This is a genomic window from Methylicorpusculum oleiharenae (assembly GCF_009828925.2).
GTDB classification, from domain to species: domain Bacteria; phylum Pseudomonadota; class Gammaproteobacteria; order Methylococcales; family Methylomonadaceae; genus Methylicorpusculum; species Methylicorpusculum oleiharenae.
On the sequence record NZ_WUTY02000001.1, the window covers coordinates 4,486,169 to 4,505,004 of the forward strand.

Genomic DNA, 18,836 nt, shown 5'->3' on the forward strand with positions numbered 1-18,836 from the left:
GTTTGAATCACTTAGGTAAACCGGATAACCACGCTTTTTGACAGTTGCGTCGGTAACGCTCCTGCATGATTTCCCGGATTTTAGGCGTCGCCTTTTGCAGCGATAATGTTTCAGCTTTGACTATCTCAATACATTCAATGATATGAAAGCCGACTTCAGTTTCTATTACCTGACTGATTTCATTCAGTTTTAAATTGAACAATACAGCATCGATTTCGGGATATAAGATGCCCCGCGCAAAAACGCCGAGCATGCCGCCTTGCAGAGAAGTCGGACATTCGGAATATTTAAGGGCCAGATCAGGAAATTTATACGGCTTGTTTTTCAGCTTCAGGCGAATATCCAGCAAGCGCTGACGTGCATTTTCCCGGCTGTTTTCCGGGTAATCAGGATTAATCGTAATTAAAATATGACGAACGGTGCGTTGTTCCGGAATATTGAATTTTTCAGGGTGGCAATGATAAAAAATGCCTATTTCAACTTCACTCACGCTGGGTGTCCGACTGGCGACTTTGTCCATCACGGCATTGACTTTACATTCTCTTTTCAATGCCGCGCGCAATCCATCGCTGTCGAGATTATTATGCTTCAAGGTCTCCAGAAAACTTTCATCATCATTAAACCGGCTGCGAATTTCTTCATAAGCCCGGTCAAGTTCTTCATCTGAAATGATAACGCCGGTAGCCTCTTTAGCATTTAAAACCCGGGTTTCGATATCATAGGCTTTTGATGCATGAATCCGGGCTTTGGTAAATTGTTCACTTTCCAGTTCGGCCGGGGGTTTTTTAAATAGCGCCAGCGCCGCTCTTAATAAGGTATAAGGCTCTATCGATACTTCGGCCGTCATATTCATATCACTCTTCCGGTTCTGAAAAGGTATCCGGATTAGCCGGCTCCAAAATGCTTTCCGGTACTTGAAGCGTTCTGCCTGGAAATCGGACATGGTATTGAATTGGCTCATAGTCTCTTAGTACCTTGAGAATTTCGCCTTCCTGCCCTTTTTCGGCGACAACCTGCCCTTGAATGCCCAAATCAATTGTGCTGACCACTTTATCCCGAAATTCAAAACGACTGGGATTCCAAGGCGCATCAGCCAAAATCAGCTCTTCCGCTCGGCAACCGACCATACGACCCAAATCAAGAAAATGAACGGTGTAAATCACTTGATCCTGCAAAAACGTTCCCACCTCAATGACATGACCGATACTGCCTCGCCGGATCAGGAGTTCGCCAACTGCCTTGCCGGGATACGTGCCGTCGTTGCGCACATTGCGGGTCACCCGCACGGCTTCACCAAAATCGAAGCGCTCTTCGTCGAACCGTTCCTCAATCATTACTTGATGTCGGTCAAGGGGACAAACACGGTTTGCGGTTCGCCCATTTTGAAAACTTTGAACACTTTTTCGGTTTGCGCATCGGATTCCACAAAATCGAAATAAGCCCGATGCAGCAGTTGTTTGTAGATGGCCTGACGTGCATCTTCATCTTCCGGCATTTTGTCTCCCGCCTGATTCAAATAATCATGAAAACGCTGCAAAATATGCAGTCGGTTGACATGCACGACGGACGGGTCGTAGTCCAGTTCGAAATACTGTAAAAAGTCCTCTGCCGATTCCAACTCTTCGATTTCTTCTGTAAAGCTCATGACGTTAACCTCGGGTTTAAAATGGACCAATCAGATCCGTATCGCTAACGATCAAATACACCGCCAATACCGCAAAAATCAGCACTGAAATGACAGCAAGAACAGGTTCCGGTTTTTCGTTAAACATCTGACACCCCTTATCGTGGACGGGATAGCGCTAGAGACTCAAAATCTCGCGTCTCATCAAGACTCAACATCAAGCCGCTTCTTTATGCTCATGGGTAAAGCAATCTTTCGGACAAACTTTCGAGCAGGCTTCGCAGCCTATACAGTCATTCGCATTTTTAATGTTCATGACCATGCTGTTATCATCATCGTCCTCGAAATCACCGTAATCATCGCCAAAATCTTCCGGATTCAGCACCTCGTCTTTTTCGACCAGATCGAACACATCTCTGGGACACACTTTAAAGCAGCGCCCGCAACCAATGCAGGTCCGTTGATTTAAATCCGTCACATAAGCAGGCGTCCAAACGGCGCCGCCAAAGGTTACTCCAGTTACTAAATCTGCCATGGTTGCTCCTTACGCAGTTTCAGATTGGGCTGCAAGCAGTTTTTGGTTGGCTTCGTCCCACGTCTTGCAGGCGTCAAAGGTCGCCTGTGCAATTCCCATCAGTTCCCCGTAAGCATCGGGCAACTTGTCTTCAATTAAATCGTGCAATTCCATGGCTTGTTCACTGGCCAGCCGCTTGTTTTTTTTGACTTCCTTTTCCAATGCCTTGATTTCTTCGGATGTCATGACACGCTCCCTAGGCTTCTGCCACTTCTTTATGCTTCTCGATAAAAGCCAGCGCCTTTTCGATTTGTTTCTCACTTTCCACACACAGAGCTTCCAGGCTTGGAAAGCCCCAGCGATGAACGTCCCGCAACGTTTTATCGGTTACGATCAATTTTCCGACCATGATCAATGCACGACCAAAACCTTCATGTGTCAAATTGACAAACGGTACCGCCATCAAACCGGTTTTCTTCTCGATCAATGATGCAATGGCGTTGTAATAAGACTTTAGCCGCGTGATGGTGATTTCATCAGGATCGCCGACAATCGGAATCTCGCGCTTACGCTCTTTGGTCAAAATCAGCGGATCGATGATTTTTTCCTCAGGCCAGCCTTCGAATGTGTCGTAAGTGTCGACAGCGCGTAATTGTTTGAGCATTTCCACAACGAAATCCGAACTCATGTAAGGATCGTTTTCTTCAATGACGAGTGCTGCTTGGGACATAGTGTTTCCTCGATAGAGATCAATTAGATAGAACGTTAGGATGGGCTGATGTTAGAAAGCCCATCGCTTGCTATGGGTGTTGAATCATTCCGACCACCCCTCTTCTTCCATTTCATCGAAACGCGAAGCATCGGGACTTTTGGCTTTATTCAGTGCTTTTACCAGCCAGCTTGACGGGCCGGTTTTCAATTCGTTTTGCAAATCGGCAATTAAATCGGCGATTCGGCTGCCTTCGTGTACCTTTACCGGCTGGATACCCTGAGCCACCAGCTGTTTGATCGCTGAGGCACCGACAGCTTGACAGTAAACCGCGGCGCAACCTTCCAGCATCTGCATTTTGACCGACAATTTTTGTTCATTACCGTCCTGATCCAGTTCGCCGAACTGGGCGGCTTCCAGTAATTCGTAACGCTCCGGATTCACTGCATAGACCGCGAATGACCTGGAAGAACCGAAATGCTGATTGACTGTTTTCATATCGGTGGTGGCAAAAGCGACTTTTATGGCGGTATCCATGGCTAGACTCTGCTCGTTGGTTTGGACAATGTGCATGCGCCGGGTTAGTGACATGACGGCGTGTCCTGTTGTCTTTCGTTTTCAGGTTTTTGCGCGTAAACCGAGTGATAAGGTGCTATCTCTTCATGGGCAAAATTGATGACCAGATTAGCCAAATCAAACAAGGCCTGACGGGTTCCGCGATAGCCTATCCAGGTTTTCTGATAACCACCGATGATGTCATAAAGCGGAAATCCCGCACGTAAAACAGGAATACCCAATCGTTCGGCTGTCGCAACAGCGTGTGAATTGCCGATCAGTAATTGTGCTTTATGGGCTTTGGCAGTTAATTCAAGATCTTCCAGATCGCCAATTTTGATACTATCCGTTTTAGCTTCGGCTAATACCGGCGCATTGGCAGCACTGATCGCAGCAACGACCTCGGATCCCATTTCATTAACCAAATCGATGAAAGCATTGAGCTGATCGGGATCCGCAGCTATCGCAATACGCAATTGACCCAGCATAAAATGCGTGTCCAGCATCGTATCCTGCAACTGCGCGCGCTGACGCTCGATGCGTTCAGGCACATCCTGCCCGGCAATTTCGCTGAGTGCGCAAATCAATGCATCGCTCGCGGATAAACCATAACAATGCTTAAAGAAGTAACTGGGGACCTGGGTTTTTTCCTGCAGCAATTCACCGGCTTTTTGCAAGGAAGCGCCGATGACCAGTGTCGCCTTGGCATCGCCCAAAGTAGCCATTTCCGAAATCGCTGTACCGCCTATGGTCACTGGCGAGAAATCCTGATCGGTCAATACGCCGTCCAGTGAATCGGAAATATCGGGAACGAATACCGGCCTCAGTTGAAACTGTTCAATGAGTTCGCGCAAAGCTTCCAGATCGCCTGGCGTCAACATAGGACCGGACAAAACATTGACCTGCCGTTTACGTTTACCCGGCGCAGTTCCGGCAACAGCGGTATCCGGAACCAGCGTCCGGATGATTTCAGTCAGCGTTGCTGCATAACCGGTTTCGACACAGCCGGTAAAATCGGGCGTATTGACCGCGACAACAGCGACATGATCAAACTGTGGATATTTTGCGCGAAATTCGCGGACATTCCGGTGCACATCGGCACCTTGTGTTTCGGCCAAACCGGTGGTCAGCACCGTAATCAAGGCCGGATTGGATTTTTCGGCAATCGCTTTTAAACCTTCAACTACATTTTCATCAGCCCCCATCACCGAACTGCCCTGATCCATGGCAGTTGACTGCAAGGGTATCGGCTCCCTGAAATGACGCACGAAAAACACTTTGGCAAAGGCCGTGCAACCCTGCGATCCATGAAGCATGGGGATGGCCTTATCGAAACCCAGTGTTGCCAACGAACCGCCAATCGGTTGACTGGCTTTCAGAGGATTAACCGACAATGCTTTTTTACGTTTGTGTATTTCAGCCATAGTCGTTACCCGGCGACAGGTTGTGCATGACTGACGACAGACTTACGCGATGCGCAGCCTGCTTTCCAGGGCGCGGGGGCTCGAACGGCGGGCCAGACCGGGCTTTCTATCGTCAACGCCAATTGGCGGACCAGTTCCAGCATACCTTGATAGCCTTCGTAGCCGAATTCGCGCTCCTGGTTGATATCCAGAAACGGAACGCGTGCTTTCAATGCGGTGTACATATTTCTACCGCCCGCAATCAGGATATCGGCTTGATAATCCCTGACAATTTTTAGCAGCGCTTTAGGACTGCCGTCATCGATCATCACCGTATCTTCACCCATCAATTCACGAATACGGGCTTTATCTTCTTCGGTTGATTTTTTGGTACCTGTCGCAACGACGACCATACCCAAATCCTGCAAGGCTGAAATCACCGACCAGCTTTTTACCCCGCCGGTAAATAGCAACACGCGTTTGCCCGCCAATCTTTCCCGCCACGGTTCAAGTTCCTTTCGGATGCGCGTTTCTTCACGGACGATCAATGTTTCAGTGCGGGCCAGTAAATCAGGATCGTTCAGCGATTTGGCAAAATCCCGCAACGATTGACTGGTATCGGTAATTCCGTAAAAACTGCCTTCAAACCAGGGCGTACCGTATTGTTGCTGCAATTTACGCGCGACATTGACCATCGCCTTGGAACACACCATCATGTTGACTTCAGCCTTATGCATGGTTTGTACTTCGCGAAACCGCGCATCACCGGACAAAGTACACAAGACCCGCAAACCCAATTCGTCAAGTAGCGGCAGCACATGCCAGAACTCTCCGGCGATATTGTATTCACCGATCAGATTGACATCGTGCACCTTGATATCAGGCCTTTCTGACGTCTTAGGTAACGGATCCGGATCACGGGTACCGACCACATATTTGACCATCGCATCACCGGCAATCCGGTTACCCAAGTTTTTAGTCCCGTAAAATCCGGCACAATCGACAGGCACAACGGGCACACCCCAGCGTTCGATCGCTTCCTTACAGACGGCAGTGATATCATCACCAACCAAAGCAGGCACACAGGTGTTATAAACAAAAACTGCAGGCGGATGATATGTATCGATGGCCTGCTTGATGGAATGGAACAAGCGCTTTTCGCTGCGTCCCATGATCACATCCTGCTCGGTCAAATCAGTGGTCATACCGACTTTATAAAGATCGGAACCGGATGAGCGCGTACCCCGGTTATCCCAGGAGCTTCCCGCACAAGCGATAGGCCCATGGACGATATGCGCTACATCGGCAATCGGCAACAGCGCTATTTGAGCACCATCAAAGGCACACCCCCCTGCTGCCGAACCGGGTTTTGGCTTGGCACAACCGGATTTCTCCTTTTTGTTATGCTCGCAAGCCGGTTCATCCAACAGTTCGGCAATATCTTTGGTAGATTTCATAGCGCGATTCCTAAAGTATTTAACAAGACATTTGCAACCGCCGTGCCAGCGTTCATTTTGTTGATTTTATTGGCACTTCAAAGTAAACGCTGTGTAGCAAATACGACAAACGCAGGTTTTATGAAGGAAATCGGATGTAGGAGGGCTTTTGTTAATACCTGCGTCGGTTAGAGGGGGAATCATCAAGTCGTAGTAACCGGTAAGGATTTATTGATCCTGGGAGTCAGTCGATTGTGTTCTGACGGGATGTTGTAAAAAAGACGTTCGTTGTGAGCCTTCAGCTAGGCTCAGGACACGCATGCGAACCTCCTTGTCACCATTAAGCCCACGCAAGATGAGCTGTCTGAGAGGTCTTGCACTGAATGCCCGCATAACCTATTCATGTTATATTACGCGACCTGAGCCCTCTGCGATACCATGCTTTGACCCCATTTTGGGCCTTTGATAAATGACACCTTTCGCGATTGATGCGGTTCCTATCGTCACCGCATCCCACAACAGCGCTGACCTCCAACATTTGAAAATAGTACTCGCTGCGAACCCCAACTATAGAGTGACTAAAATTGCAATTAATAGAGCTTCCTTAAAATTGAACACAGCTAATTTAATTGACCATTGAGATCAGATCAAATCAAGACTTTTTCAACTCAGTGTATTGATTTATGTCTGTAAGCTTTATTTTGTGAATACGTTATGATCGAATCAGGAACTAAATGAACCATAGAAATTTATATGTACCCCTTCTGTTATTACTAATGGTATTTACTTTTTTTGTGAACAATGATGCCTTCAAGGCGAATACAATGGAGTCTCGAAACCTTACCACCGCCAGAGAAATGCTTGAAAAAGACAACTGGTTTGCACCCACCATGAACGGTGAGCTTCGTTTCGAAAAACCGCCTCTACCTACGTGGACCACAGCATTTACAATGCATCTGTTCGGGCAAGATAACCTGTCGCTGCTCAGGCTGCCTGCTGCATTAGCCGCGATGTTACTGGTTTTCTTTCTGTTTCAACTGACAAAAGAGTTGACTACGGACGAAATGCTGCCCTACCTGGTTGCGGGCACCGCATCAACCTCCCTTCTGATCTTATGGATGTCCCGCAATATTACCTGGGATATTTTTTGCCACAGTTTTATGCTTGGGGCTATCTATCTGATCCACAAGGGCCTGGTAATCAGGCACTACAACCTGAAATATTTTATTGGTGCAGGAGTTCTAATGGGATTCTCTTTTCTATCTAAAGGACCGGTATCCTTTTTCTCTTTGTTGATGCCTTATCTGACTGCGCGAGTTTTGGCATATGAAGGAAACGATTTCAGAATAAATCTTGTACCATCAATGGTTATGATACTAACTGCTTTAGTAATCAGTGCAATCTGGCCAATTTACATTTACTCACAGTATCCAGATTTTTCTCAACACATAGCCAATAAAGAATCAACAGCATGGATAAAAAGAGCAGTAAAACCTTTTTACTACTACTGGAATTTTCCGGCTCAATCAGGTATCTGGGCATTTCTGGCATCAATTACGCTCGTTTTTCCTTATGCCCGTAAACGAATAGACGAATTCGGAAATTACAAATTCATGGCTACATGGATAGGGTCGTCCGTCCTGTTGATGTCGCTTTTCCCGGAAAAAAAAGCCCGCTATCTGCTTCCAGTTGTTTTGCCGCTATCTATAATCACATCATTTTACTTCCGCTATCTGATCGACTCGTTTAAGGAATAAAGAAAGTAATTACTCAGCGTAATTAACAACCATCCCAAATATGATATTGGTTGGCATGATCACGCGCTCATGCCGTTAAAGAATAAAGTCCGGTAATCTGCCTTCAAAAAGCAGAGTCAGTGCATTGGTGGCAGAGACATCGTTTTTACAGCAAGTCGATAAATAACTCCGCACACGGCAAAAGATTTTCGCCCCTTCCATAGATCGGAAGCAACCGGAAATTTTCTGATGCAACTTAGTCATGCGAATATCATTTTCCCCCTGATTATTGGTAAAGGATACCTCCTCGTCGGTCATGAAGCGTAGCGTTTCTTGCTCAAAATCGCGCAATCGTTCCAGTAAATTTCGGGATTTGCTCCGTTTGATGCGGCCCCTCTTGTTGCGGTCTTTTCCTTCCGGCTCTGGCGGTGGCGGGCATTCCAACTCCGCCTGCTTCACTAGTGCCCGGTATTGTTCGCGGTACTGAACGGCTTGATCTTCAGTTAACCTCCCGCCCTGTGAATAAACCTCATCCAGAATGTCTTCTAATAGATCAATCATCAATTTTGCCCAGGCCTGCCCCTCTTCTTCATGGGCAAAAGCCAATTCCCGTAAGTGATGGGCATTGCATAAGGCATGCTGACAAATGAGTTTGAAATACGGTTTCCAATGGTCGTGAACCAGGATACCGGTAAACCGTGTTAACAGGGGTAAGCTTGCCATGGCTTCCAGTCCGCGTTTTTCATGCGCATAATACAGCGTCCACAGCGGACTGGACACGCAGTGTAACCAGCGGTTTTTGCCATTGATATTGATGCCGGTCTCATCGGCATGAATGACCCGCGTATGGCGTAGTTTGGCGATCAGCTTTTGCTCAAACTGCTCCAGCAGTTCATAGGCCTGTTGATTATAGGTAAAAATCGATCCTTCGCTGATGGGCAAGTCCAGTTGCTCCTGAAAATGCTCTTGGACCCGGTTATAGGGAATCAATTGATACTGCGACAAATACACCGACTGGGCTTTGACGCCGTTGCCGTACTGAACGGCTTTAGTCACACCCGCTGGAAAGGGCGCTGTAAAGCGTTGCCCCTGCAGATTTTCCAAGATTTCGGCTTGGTATTCGATCACGACGCGTCGAATGTCAATATCAAACACTTGGCGAGAGTCGAAACCGACCACCGTATAGTCGCCGGGCGGCAAAAGACTTCGGTCGACCGTCAGGGGTTTAATCACATCGGGATTATCACTCTTTTCCAGCGTGGTGCCAATGCGCCCCGGTTGACCTCCGGTTTTTTTGCCGGAGTCCCCTTTATCACCTTTTCCGCTATTGCCAAACCGATTGGATGAAGGTGGCTTGCTACTGTTACGGCTGTTCAAGTTCAAACGGCCCGCCATGATCTGCACCAGCAGAATCAGCACGGCCAATACCGAACGAAAAGCCGGTGACAATTGCGATTCCTCGGCAAGCAATTGCTGAGCAGTTTTGATCGTGGCTTCCACGTCAATGTCATTGACTGTCAAATTAAATACCGTAAACCGTTTGGAATGACGCTATTATAAGGCCGGTTTCAGAACTCGAATTTTGCCTTCGAGGATGACCTAAGCGCCACGAAAGGTATGGGTAAGCAATCTGCTGTGCTTGTAAAGCTCTCCGGCTTTTCTTGAACGAGCTGGAGGCTATAAATAGCAAGCCTAAAGCCTTTCGATGAATTGCTTAAAATTACGGTTATTTGCGAAAAAACGTGTCAAGCATTATTTTTTATTTTTTGAAAAAATTACGCTGAGTAGTTACTAAAGAAATACAAAAACAGATACTATCTTATTCAGTGCTAACGGCTTTTTGATAGCGTGTATCAGTTTCATTGCCCCTCTTACTGTTTGGTACCTGATGGATAGAAATGGTTTTGAATCTAAACTAGGGTTTAAGTTAATAACTTTATTTGTTTTTTGGACGCTGGCGTTTGTTTTGATTCACTCTACAATCAATAAAAAACCATTTTTGGTTTGGGCTTCTATGGTTGCAATGGTTGCTTCTGCATGCGTCATGTTCATGGGTCATGCTCAGGAAATTTTAGTGCCCCATCGACAGGGTAGGCCCTATGAAGAACTGCGTCACCTTCAGGCATTGAAAAATATACCCTTTTTTTTCAATGGCAATGTCTCTGGAAATTTCATGGGTGTCGTATGGGCTAGCGGTCGTGAAATTCGGCATTGGAATCCATTGACACAACGGGATTTACCAACTGAACCTCCGTTGGCTTTTATGAGTCATGAAAAGCCATCGGAGATTTTGCCCGATGAAATATTAGATCGTTATGAAGTCATGGTTTTAGGATTTTTTGATGGGAACTTCAAGAGTAAAAGGGATACTGTTCTGTCAAATTACATCAGTGTGATTCGAAATAAATAACAATAACCTGTCAGTCGGGGCGGTTCCCAGTTTGATAATAAACGTAAGCTTTGCGGGCTTGACGGCAGCAGGGATGCTGCCGTCAAGCCCCATGAATGGGTTTTAAGCTTACTTTCCGAACAAAAACTGAAACGAAAAGTTAGCCGACCACTCAGGGCTTTCGCTTACCCTGACCGGGTTGTAGTAGCCTTCCACTTTGGTATTGATTGCATACTGTCCAAGACTAAATAACTTGCCAACACCGCCGCCAACCGGGACAGTCCAACGATCATCGTTATCCCTATTCCAATTAGCAATCATGTCCATATCGGAAACCAAATACCATCCGTCGTTCAAATTGTAATTTACAAAGGGTTGAAAAAGCATTTGGCTAACCCCATCGCGACTATCATTACCGAATACCGACCAAATTTGTTTAACGGCAAGTCCCAGTGACCATGGCTTAGGTTGAGTTACAAACATCACAGCTGGACCGACACTGAATTTACCACTGCCTAATTCACGCGATTCACGATCCTCAGTGTCCCCGAATAGAGTATCTGTTGGAAAAACCAGAGTAGGCCCAAATCCCCAGCTGAAATCATCCGACGTATTGAGAGAAAAATAGGATGTCAGTGTGGTATCGCCAAGACCATAAGCACCATCTCCAGGAAAAGCTTCCGGCAACTCGGCAATACCATTCACTGGACCCGGTGTACCGATAAAATTCAGAGATAACTGATTAATCAGATTCCAATCACCCAGAGCAATGGGGATAACGGGTTTCACGCTGCCAATCGAGACATCACCGTTTTTAGCTCCGCCATGATGGGTATACTCCAACGGAATGCTGTAAATCGGAGTTAACGGGTTTTGTGCCTGATATACAAAACGTTCGGTCTCGTCCGCATTAACGCCGCAGCTGAACAATAGCAGTGAAAAGCTGAAAAGAAATGTAACCGAAATAGATGGTTTTTCCATTGATATTCCTAAAAAATGCAAATTTACTAACAGTAATTCAATCTAGATATCCGATTTGATGTGTTAAATAGTAAGCTTCCAAGCTTGCCAAAAAACAAAATCGCTTCGATTGAATAGAAAAAACGAAAAGATGTATGAATACGATAGTGTACAGGTAATAAGCCCTACAAAAATTCAGCTATTACAAAAGCAAAATTTTGGTGAAGCTCATTGGACCTCAAATTTAGGCGTCATTTCCCGCTTGGGAAAAATGGGGTAAAGAGTAAAGACCGAATTCGATGTGCGAATAATAGCCGTATTGAAAAAATTAACAACATTCTAGTGAATATCGTTTGATGGAAACGAGAAACACTCGTCAACCGGTTCGATCTGGAAAACGCGATTTGGCATATGAGTATTGTAAGTCTTCTCGCGACCCTTTTTATCGCGTTCACGCAATTTAAATGTATTACAATCGGCAATGAGATACGTGCCAAAAGGTGTCTCTATAGCATCTTGTACCCACTTGACTGGGAAGAAACGGTTGGTACCGGGCACTGTTTCGATAAGTTGAAAATTTCTATCGTAAATGAGTACTTCACCATTGCGCGAATTAGAGAGCATATACCCTTTAGAATGCGGTCGGATATGATGCGCCCCATTCAATCCCGAGATTACGATTTCGTGCTCCAAACTATCCCTGTCTATACGAATGAGCGTTCTTTGATAGAACAAGATGGTCAGTATTTTAGTATTATCATAGGGGTCAACAATTGCTGAATTTAAATGCGTAGTTTGTAAACGACCGGGATAATTCTTCAAACGATGATCAATCTTTTTATCGATAACCCGTGTGCTGCCGCCATAAGCTTGATCGTAGCCATGCTCAGTCGCCCACCAAGACCAAATCAATTCGCCCGATAAATCAAATTCTAAAATAGCATCTACGCCGCTAGCCGTAACCAATAAACCTCTTTCAGTAAGGCGTAACGAACGAACCTGGGTTAATAACGGACTGCGGATTTCCAAGTCAATTTCCCCTTTATCGTTCATTCTCGCAATATGTTCATCACCAGACACACCCTCTTCGCTGCAAGGTAAACCGGTTATGAAATATAAACCTTTTCCTGTAACATATTGTAAACCAAAGGGTTTAATTTGATTCAATTCTCCAAGGGATTTAATTCCACCTAATTCGCCATTATGTTCAAACAGCTCCAGTTTACCGCCGGGCAATCCTTTGAAGACATCATTCGAACGGTCTTTACCTAAAATGATACGGTTTAACCTAAACTTGACGTAATCCCAATTTGTTTGCGGGTACGAAACTACAAACTTCATATGTTTTGCTCTTCTAGTTATTTATGAATCAATTTAAAGCTAGGTTTTAAAGATAAATCTGATCTATCAGTTCAACCATGAATTACGCAAAATTACCCAGCATTACGGGAAAGTTAGGGATATAGACTTGCTTGGCAATCAGGCGGGCAACGATCCTGATTTTAATTTTGTAACAGTTGGCTGGTAATTACCGGTGCCTTTTATCGGGCTGGCAATACACTTTCGGAGGGTGCTTCGGTACCTGAGTAAAAGTTGTCGAAGATAGGCGAGACACCTTCCTGCTTATAACTAACAATGTGGACATAAGCAACCAGACCGCTTCTACCGCTCAAAAATTCGCCATCATCGACGGCGGAAATACGATCCACATAAGCTTGGCCATCCCGCATTTTGAGGGCTTCTCCGGTTTTATTGTCGATCATCTGCCCCCAAAGCTTACCGTCTGCCGACCAAAATTTGAGTCGGTAATCGCCGGCTGGGTCGGGCGCCGGCTCCACAAAACGACCTTTAGCCAGAAAAATGGGGAAGCTGACGCCGCCCTTGCTTTTGACTATCATCAATTTTCGCGAATGCGGATGAACTTTTCGGTCGTTTCTGAACAGCAAAGCGTAGCCTTGTGGCAGAAAATACGAAGGCAGCGGTTCCTGTACGCGCGCTACCAAACCGACATCTTCACCCCAACTCAAGGTCCAACTTAACAAGTCCACTTCGACATGAAATTTTGCATGAGGAGGCTCTTTCATATTGATGCTGACCATACGGCACGGATCAATCAGACTTCCCCTGGAACACTTCATCTGATAGGCCAAGCTACCCGATTCTTCTACGAATGTGATGGCCCCCGGTCGCGGATTGTAGTGTATCCAGCCGTCATCGACGCCGTCGTTAAAGTTGTCGTAAGTCGCCGTTTCAGCAGAAGAAAGTCCAAAGCTCAAAAAGAAAAATACGGTGGAGATCAATAATTTTGCGTTCATATCGAAGCTCGGTAAAGCTGTTGGGGAGTCCGGAATCAAATCTTGGATGACAAGGAGGGTCAGTTGGCCAAGTCTTGCAATCAAGCATTTAGACTGCATATTATACCTAGAGTCAGAGTAAACATAATTATCCAGTTGATTTAATTTTACTCTGCCCCAGTTATTTGAATGGCAACTTTATGGGTGCGGTTCCAATAGTCACCGCATTTTAAGGCCCTAATCATCTTCCCCCAAAAAATGCCCGCAATACTTGCAATAATCGGCATCAAAATCATGGCCGGTTGCACCGCAGCCGGGACAAGACTCGTTGTCGATTGGCTTGGACTTTTGGCTTTTCATCAGCTCAGCGCTGTAAATTCCGGTGGGAACAGCGATGATGCCGTAACCCATAATCATGATCATCGACGCGACAAACTGGCCCAGAGCGGTTTGCGGTGAAATGTCGCCATAGCCTACAGTCGTTATCGTAACGATAGCCCAATAAATTGAAGTCGGGATGCTGGTGAAGCCGGATTCGCTGCTTTCTATCATGTACATTAACGCGCCGAATACGACGACTAACATTAATACTGTAAATAGAAATACCGTGATTTTTCGAAAACTGTTGTTCAGTGCGACCATTAGAATATTCGCTTCGCGGATGTATTCGGACAGCTTTAAAATTCTGAATATCCGCAGCATACGCAGAATGCGAAGCGTCAGCATATATTCGGCGCCAGGAATGAGCAGCCCCAGAAAGGTCGGCAGGATGGACAGCAGATCAATAAAACCAAAGAAACTGCGGGCATAAAGCCAGGGTTTTCGGACGCAAATCAGTCGCAACAAATATTCAAATGAAAATAATAGGGTGAAAAACCATTCCGCTCCATAGAGTTGTTGTCCATATTGATTACGCATGGCCTCGATGCTATCGAACATCACCGTAAGGATGCTGAGCAAAATCATGATAATCAGAACGATATCGAAGGCTTTGCCTGCGCGGGTTTCCGCACCGAAAATGATCTGGTTGAGAGCGGACCGCCATGCCGACGCGGGGCTGTCTTCACTGTGATTTTGCAATTTGACCGGTTTTCTTTCCGTCATATTGATGTTGTCCTAATCAGGATTTGCCGTCCTCATCGTCTCGATGCAGTCTTGGACAATCGAGACTTTAAAGGCTCGATTGTCTTCAGTTTCGGTTTGTCACAGCAAAGTTAGACCAATCACTAAAAGTTGTTATACTCATTGTAGATCGAAATTCGGCACCGGGGTGCCCGTCAAAGGACGCCGTAAATACCTCCAGGTAGGCTCTATGCCAGCATCCATGCTGACAAAGTCTTTGCCGAACAACCCGTTGCCTCCTTAGGCACTGCCGAAATTTCAAGTGCGAAAGGTATATATGAAATCCCTTATCCTGATATTCTCCCTTTGGAGAAAGTATCAATAAAAACTTATTGGGATTGGTATTATTTATATTTCACGCGGCCACATTTGAGGTTAAAGAGTTTTGCGATCAAGCATTTAGGCGGCATTTTATACCTGGAATCAAAGTAAACATATTATCTACCTAATTTAATTTTTTGACCCCAGTAATTAAGGATTCCGTATACATTTCGTCAAACTGCCACGCATGTCAATGCAGAGTCTTACAAAAAAGCTTTACCAGAAATCGACTTTACAGGTCGATTTCAGCTATTTATAAATGATTACTGTCTTTAATTTGCAAAGAGGCGATTTTTATCCAACCTTCCGCCGCTTCTTTATTATCTTGGATTCAATTGAAGAGTAGTCTGGCTTTAACACCAAAGGCAAGGTGCAGCAACTCGAAAAAATCAAAAATTTACTACGTGATTAGTTTGGCCTGTTGACTACGCCAGATTTATTGGATGCTTCGGTTTTTTTCCGGAGAGGAATGCGGGAATTTTTGAACAAGGTGTCTGATCAAGATGCAGCATGGATTTTGAATGGCAAAATAAAACGGGGAATTGTTTGCTGTTTCTTCGCTCTTATCGGCCAGATGCCCTAATCCAAACTATCATGCCTGAGGATATCGCTTACACTTGTCGCCTCTTCCGAGGCAAAACACTGTCCATAATCCTGACAGACTTGGCATGAAGGTGCACGGCATAGATTTAGCCCTTCCATTTCGCATAACTGCTTATACAAAAATTTCTTCCACTTCATGTCTTTGTTGTTGCGTGCGGCCAGTTCGGGAAAATTATGACTCATCAGTCCGGATAATTCTGAACGTGACCATAAACCCAAGTCCTGCCAGAGATGATCGTTTCCCAAGCAGCCGGCAACCAGGATGGCGATTATCCATTCAGATTCAGCCACATCCGGCGCGCGAAAATCACCCAGTAATGTTTCCAGATCCTGTTTTTCAAGCATCCGGCTGTAATCGACTGTTTTGCCGGATACGGCAAGATGAGGGAGGGCAATGTCTGAAAAACAATGACCCCGTAAATTATTGAATTGTATCGGGGAAAGCCCCAAATAATCGGGCAATGCGCCCTCGCCGACTCGCCAACTGGCAATCATTCTAGCCAACCAGATTGCATTACCGGATCGGTTAGAACGTTCTACCAGTTCCTGAAATATCCGTTCACGAGTCATTGCGAAGGTCGCCAAGGCAGTAGACCTTGATTTATTGAATAATCAATATTCGACGCGAATATCCTCATCCCTGACTATCATCTGACAGGCCAAGCGCCATTCGGTTGGTAAATCATCGACAATCATCGTTTCCACCTGGTCTTTAGTGATTTTGCCCAGTTGCTGCAAGATGATTCTTTCTTTATCGGTTAGTGGACCACCCATACGTTGATGCTTGTTGTCGATACTGCTTACCCTGACCAGGCAAGTCCCGCACTCGCCGTCCTCGCATTCGAAATTAATCGGGATTTTGTTCTCCAATGCCAGTTTCAAAACTGACTGCGTGTGACTGCCGGCCACCGCGTAAACGGTTTTATCCCGGTAATCCGGACTTGTAAATGTAACTAAAGCCATGATTTATTCCTCAACATTTTTTAAACTTAAACAGGATGTACTGAAATTTCGCCGCCCAATACCTGGGCCTGACAGGCAAGCCGGTTATGTTTTCCGGCCATGTTTTCTCTTAAAATCTTGTCTTCTAATACGGAGGGTTCAGTCAGATGATTCCAACCGGAGGTCACTTTCATAATACAGGTTCCGCAATCGCCTTCCCGGCAACCATAGGTGATCCCCGATCCGACTTTTTCTGAAACCTCGATAACGCGGGTTCCGGCAGGAACGGTGACTGTGACGTTGATATCTTCAAATGTAATGGTCGATTTGGCCATAGTGTGACTCCTTAGTTAAAGTTAGTAATATTTGGCGCATGAATCGCCTTGTTTTCCTCTTTCAAGCCAAATCGGCAAAATTAAGGACTTTTTGACTGCGCAGCCCCATTAATTCTTTTGCCAACTCCAGGCCGAAATCATGGCAGGCCTGAATTTCTTCATCGGTTGGAATTAATTTGACGCGCAACCCGGGGATAGGGACACGCATTTTCAAACCGCGCAGGCGGTCTTCAACCAACGGAACGCCTTCGCCGGTCCAGCCGTAAGAGCCAAAAACGCCACCCAGTTTGGTTTTGATATTGATGACGGTTAGTGATGACAACAAGTCCCAGATGGGTTTAACCGCATCACCATTGATAGTCGGCGTACCGAATATCAAGCCGTCGGCCTCCTCGATCAAATCGACAAAAGGGTCCACTTCGCCGCCTTCCAGATCGTACAATGACACCCTGACGTCAGGCACCTGCATCGCTCCCGCGTAAACGGCCTCTGCCATGCGCCGGGTGTTGCCGTAGGAGCTGATATAAAAAATCAGCAGCGTTTTTTGATCACAACTGATTTCACTGGCCAACGATGGACTGGAAAGCTGACGATACCGCCTGACATAGCGATCCGGTCTATCTCGCAAAATAGGACCGTGCGTAGGTGCAATCATCGTGACCGGCAAAGGCTCTATCAAATCCAGAGCACGCATCACATAGTCTTTGAAAGGCCGCATGATGTGCGCATAATAATATTCAAACGAAAAGCGAAAATCGCCGACATGATCATTAAATAAGCGGTTATCGCAGTAGTGACAGCCGAACACATCACCGGAAAACAGGATGTTTTCCTCCGCCAAATACGTACATTGGGTATCGGGCCAATGCAAATAAGGGGTATGTAAAAACTCCAGGGTCCGATCTCCCAGCGATACCCGGTCACCGGTCAATACCGGCGTGTAGCTCATTTCATCCTGCTTCAGCAAGGCTTTCAGCATGGATTGGGCTTTTTGGGAAATATAAAGCTGCGCTTGCGGCGCCCGTTTCATCAATTCCGGTAATGCGCCGGTATGATCAGGCTCCAAATGATTCAGCACGATGACTTTAATTTCTGAATAATCGGCAACGCTTTCCAGTCTGGAGAAAAAATCATCGGCAAAACCTTCCTTGACCGTATCGACAACCGCCACCCCTTCACTACCTCTAATCACATAAGCGTTATAGGTTGTACCGTTAGCGCTTTTGAGAATAATGTCGAACGTTCTTAAATCAGGATCCAGAGAACCCACCCAATGCACGCGCTCAGACAACATGACCGCTTTGGGCTTTCCATCACTGTCGTGGAGTTCAAGCTTGTTCATAAATGTTCACCGGCTTGCCGTCTATCGCGGGTACAGGTTTCCAGATCGCGTCCTGCAACTCCCGAAGATAAGCCAATCCAGGCATCAACCTGTTCAACATCAAATCCTGCCCAACGAATGCCGTCTGATTCAATCAGCGGGCGCCTTATCAAAATAGGATCATCAATCATTGCCGCAATCGCCTGACTTTCTGACATCATTTGAGGATTTACCAATCCCTGTTTGATGCGGGGCGCGCTGGGGTTAAACCATTCCGCAACCGGTCTGTTATGAAAAAATGAGCGCAATCTGGCAACGTCATTACGCCAAGGTTCGGACAATAAATCATGAACAATGATCAGATGACCGGCGCCCACGAGCAGTTGTTTTTGCCTGGTGTTGTTCAGACATCCCGGTTTTTCGTAAAAATAGACAAGTGCCATAACAGTTCACCTTGAGAAAATCGGTCAATTCGCTGCGGCATAAAAAACTGTCGCCCATTTCAGTAGCGGGTAGTTCGGATTAAGCCTAAGCTGCCTCAGATACTTGTCCTGAGGCGTTAGCCGTAACCC

Annotated in this window: 21 protein-coding genes; 2 read left to right on the forward strand and 19 right to left on the reverse strand. The window is 46.1% G+C overall.

Annotated features, from left to right (window positions below):
• Positions 1 to 7 precede the first annotated feature (7 nt).
• The 9 genes from nifM to nifE form a co-directional block, all read right to left on the reverse strand.
• Positions 8 to 853, reverse strand: a complete 846-nt coding sequence (gene nifM, locus GO003_RS19940) for a nitrogen fixation protein NifM (protein WP_159658790.1) — start codon at positions 851 to 853, stop codon at positions 8 to 10.
• Between the two features lies 1 nt (position 854).
• Positions 855 to 1,334: a nitrogen fixation protein NifZ gene (locus tag GO003_RS19945; protein ID WP_159658789.1), complete on the reverse strand. Its 480-nt coding sequence runs from the start codon at positions 1,332 to 1,334 to the stop codon at positions 855 to 857.
• Positions 1,334 to 1,645, reverse strand: a complete 312-nt coding sequence (gene nifW / locus GO003_RS19950) for a nitrogenase-stabilizing/protective protein NifW (RefSeq protein WP_159658788.1) — start codon at positions 1,643 to 1,645, stop codon at positions 1,334 to 1,336. The genes GO003_RS19945 and nifW overlap by 1 nt, the downstream gene beginning before the upstream one ends.
• Before the next feature lie 196 nt (positions 1,646 to 1,841).
• Positions 1,842 to 2,159 carry a ferredoxin III, nif-specific gene (fdxB, locus tag GO003_RS19955; protein WP_159658787.1) on the reverse strand — a complete coding sequence of 106 codons (318 nt, stop codon included), beginning with the start codon at positions 2,157 to 2,159 and terminating at the stop codon, positions 1,842 to 1,844.
• Positions 2,160 to 2,168: 9 nt separating this feature from the next.
• Complete coding sequence (locus tag GO003_RS19960; RefSeq protein ID WP_159658786.1) at positions 2,169 to 2,384, reverse strand: CCE_0567 family metalloprotein; 216 nt, start codon at positions 2,382 to 2,384, stop codon at positions 2,169 to 2,171.
• A gap of 10 nt (positions 2,385 to 2,394) precedes the next feature.
• On the reverse strand, positions 2,395 to 2,868 hold the full coding sequence (locus tag GO003_RS19965) for a NifX-associated nitrogen fixation protein (protein WP_159658785.1): 474 nt from the start codon (positions 2,866 to 2,868) through the stop codon (positions 2,395 to 2,397).
• A gap of 84 nt (positions 2,869 to 2,952) precedes the next feature.
• Entirely contained in the window at positions 2,953 to 3,384 is a 432-nt protein-coding gene (gene nifX, locus GO003_RS19970) for a nitrogen fixation protein NifX (RefSeq protein WP_159658897.1), read from the reverse strand.
• Positions 3,385 to 3,428: 44 nt separating this feature from the next.
• The gene (gene nifN, locus GO003_RS19975) at positions 3,429 to 4,826 is read right to left on the reverse strand and encodes a nitrogenase iron-molybdenum cofactor biosynthesis protein NifN (protein ID WP_159658784.1); all 1,398 of its coding nucleotides are present in this window, start codon (positions 4,824 to 4,826) and stop codon (positions 3,429 to 3,431) included.
• A gap of 5 nt (positions 4,827 to 4,831) precedes the next feature.
• Positions 4,832 to 6,262 (reverse strand): nitrogenase iron-molybdenum cofactor biosynthesis protein NifE, encoded by a 1,431-nt coding sequence (gene nifE, locus GO003_RS19980; protein WP_159658783.1) that lies wholly within the window; start codon positions 6,260 to 6,262, stop codon positions 4,832 to 4,834.
• A 713-nt stretch (positions 6,263 to 6,975) separates the two neighbouring features.
• Between nifE and GO003_RS19985 the strand changes: the two genes are divergently transcribed.
• A complete protein-coding gene (locus GO003_RS19985; RefSeq protein WP_159658782.1) occupies positions 6,976 to 7,998 on the forward strand; it encodes an ArnT family glycosyltransferase in 1,023 nt (340 codons plus the stop codon).
• Positions 7,999 to 8,073: 75 nt separating this feature from the next.
• On the opposite strand, the gene tnpC is transcribed toward GO003_RS19985, so the two are convergent.
• A complete protein-coding gene (gene tnpC, locus GO003_RS19990) occupies positions 8,074 to 9,498 on the reverse strand; it encodes an IS66 family transposase (protein ID WP_159657603.1) in 1,425 nt (474 codons plus the stop codon).
• A gap of 367 nt (positions 9,499 to 9,865) precedes the next feature.
• Between tnpC and GO003_RS19995 the strand changes: the two genes are divergently transcribed.
• Positions 9,866 to 10,387, forward strand: coding sequence for a hypothetical protein (locus tag GO003_RS19995; RefSeq protein WP_159653071.1), 522 nt, complete (start codon positions 9,866 to 9,868; stop codon positions 10,385 to 10,387).
• A gap of 108 nt (positions 10,388 to 10,495) precedes the next feature.
• Here GO003_RS19995 and GO003_RS20000 read toward each other — a convergent pair whose 3' ends face one another.
• From GO003_RS20000 to GO003_RS20040, 9 genes are all read right to left on the reverse strand, one after another.
• Positions 10,496 to 11,347 (reverse strand): neuromedin U, encoded by an 852-nt coding sequence (locus tag GO003_RS20000; protein ID WP_159653073.1) that lies wholly within the window; start codon positions 11,345 to 11,347, stop codon positions 10,496 to 10,498.
• 318 nt (positions 11,348 to 11,665) lie between these two features.
• The gene (locus GO003_RS20005) at positions 11,666 to 12,667 is read right to left on the reverse strand and encodes an RHS repeat protein (protein WP_159653075.1); all 1,002 of its coding nucleotides are present in this window, start codon (positions 12,665 to 12,667) and stop codon (positions 11,666 to 11,668) included.
• A 200-nt stretch (positions 12,668 to 12,867) separates the two neighbouring features.
• Positions 12,868 to 13,641 carry a hypothetical protein gene (locus GO003_RS20010; protein WP_159653077.1) on the reverse strand — a complete coding sequence of 258 codons (774 nt, stop codon included), beginning with the start codon at positions 13,639 to 13,641 and terminating at the stop codon, positions 12,868 to 12,870.
• A gap of 216 nt (positions 13,642 to 13,857) precedes the next feature.
• A complete protein-coding gene (locus GO003_RS20015) occupies positions 13,858 to 14,724 on the reverse strand; it encodes an ion transporter (RefSeq protein WP_159653079.1) in 867 nt (288 codons plus the stop codon).
• A 918-nt stretch (positions 14,725 to 15,642) separates the two neighbouring features.
• The gene (locus tag GO003_RS20020) at positions 15,643 to 16,236 is read right to left on the reverse strand and encodes a nitrogen fixation protein NifQ (protein WP_159653081.1); all 594 of its coding nucleotides are present in this window, start codon (positions 16,234 to 16,236) and stop codon (positions 15,643 to 15,645) included.
• A gap of 42 nt (positions 16,237 to 16,278) precedes the next feature.
• A complete protein-coding gene (locus GO003_RS20025) occupies positions 16,279 to 16,629 on the reverse strand; it encodes a 2Fe-2S iron-sulfur cluster-binding protein (protein WP_159653083.1) in 351 nt (116 codons plus the stop codon).
• A 26-nt stretch (positions 16,630 to 16,655) separates the two neighbouring features.
• Positions 16,656 to 16,943: a 2Fe-2S iron-sulfur cluster-binding protein gene (locus GO003_RS20030; RefSeq protein ID WP_159653084.1), complete on the reverse strand. Its 288-nt coding sequence runs from the start codon at positions 16,941 to 16,943 to the stop codon at positions 16,656 to 16,658.
• Between the two features lie 61 nt (positions 16,944 to 17,004).
• Positions 17,005 to 18,285: an FprA family A-type flavoprotein gene (locus GO003_RS20035; protein WP_159653086.1), complete on the reverse strand. Its 1,281-nt coding sequence runs from the start codon at positions 18,283 to 18,285 to the stop codon at positions 17,005 to 17,007.
• Entirely contained in the window at positions 18,282 to 18,707 is a 426-nt protein-coding gene (locus GO003_RS20040; RefSeq protein ID WP_159653088.1) for an ArsC/Spx/MgsR family protein, read from the reverse strand. The genes GO003_RS20035 and GO003_RS20040 overlap by 4 nt, the downstream gene beginning before the upstream one ends.
• Positions 18,708 to 18,836: the final 129 nt, after the last annotated feature.